1 protein-coding gene is annotated in these 1,503 nt (G+C 29.1%); it reads right to left on the bottom strand.

What is annotated here, in order from left to right:
- Positions 1–46: 46 nt before the first annotated feature.
- Positions 47–1,407 (bottom strand): IS3 family transposase gene (locus tag PG914_RS06880; RefSeq protein WP_488823091.1). Its coding sequence is split into 2 segments (ribosomal slippage): positions 47–1,012 and positions 1,015–1,407, totalling 1,359 coding nucleotides; the frame shifts between segments, so codons are not numbered across the junction.
- Positions 1,408–1,503: the final 96 nt, after the last annotated feature.

A 1,503-nucleotide genomic window follows, 5' to 3' on the forward strand; every position in this document is an offset into this window, starting at 1 on the left:
TAAAGTGTACCCTAAGTCAAGGACTATTTAAAAAAGAGACTTAGTTTTAATTAAATTGTTTAAATAATGGTTGTTCCTCAATGGAATGACCATTTTTATTTAGTTTACTTCTTAATGTATCACCATATTTTTTCGGTGCCATACGATTAAGTTTCCACTGATATCTATAGTTATTATAGTAATCCATATAGTCATCTATTTCATTTTGTAATTCTTCAAAATTCTTGCATTCTACTAAATCTATCTCATCTTTCATATGTCCAAAGAATGACTCCATGGGTGCATTATCCCAGCAGTTTCCGCGTCTTGACATAGATTGTTCTAATCCTAGTTTCTTTACTGTTTCAATGAATAATTTTGATGTATAGTGTGCACCTTGATCTGAATTAATTAATGCATTTTTATCTAATTTAATATATTCTAACTGATTTAGTGTTTCTTCTATAAATCTCATATCCATTGATTTTGAAACCTTATAAGCTAAAATCTCATTTGTTACAGAATCTTTAACTGCTGATAGATATGCTCGTTTATTCAAATCATAGGTTAAATACGTAATATCAGTTAATAATATTTGACCAGGTTTACCTTCCTTAAATTTACGTTCTAACCTATTTGGTGCCACATATGAAGTTTGCATTGCTTTTGCCATTCTTTTCGATGGATTTGATTTTCTAATTGGGCAGTATAAGTCAAACTTTTTCATCAATCTACGAATCTTTTTAAGATTCATATTAATATTATATTGGCCTTCTAAAGTCATTTTAATTCCTTTTGCCCCTTTAGAACGATTTTTAAATCGATAAGCTTTATAAATATATTCAAAATCTTCCTCATCTTGGAATGCTTTTCTTTGTTTATATTCTGTTTGTTTTAAATAACTATAATAGCCACTTTTTGATATTCCTGATATTTTAATTAAATAACTTACACTCAGTTTGTTTTTCTTGTTTTTGGTGATTCTTTTGATGATTTCGTATTTATCTTGGGGCCTTGTTGTTGTTTTTTGATCGCTTGCCTTTCTAGCCTTTGTAGTTCCAATAAGAAATCTCGTTCTTGTTTTAATAATTCGATTTGAGCTTGTTGTCTTTGTATTATTTCTTCGGTAGTTAAATCTTTAATTCTTGGTCTTCCAGTATTTTCTAATCTCGTATCTTTTATACCCTCTAATCTTTTAGACTGACGTCTCCATCGGTCACCAGCTTTAATATATCTTTTACCTAATACGGATACATCAAATCCAGCTTCAATAAAAATTATTCTTGATGGTTTTCCTTTTGCATATTCATTTAAATAATGCTCCTTAAAACTGTCTTGATAGGTTATTGATTTATCAGATACATTTTTAACGTGTGGGTTATTTCTTAAATTTTCGATTTGTTCTGGAGTAAATCTTATAACGCTCATATGTATGTCACTTCCTTCCTCTAATTATATCAATAAAAAACCCTATAAAACGAGTGGTCTCTTTTTTAGAGTGTCCGTTTTATAGGGTATAGTTTA

The organism is Acholeplasma sp. ORD1043, assembly GCF_057808485.1.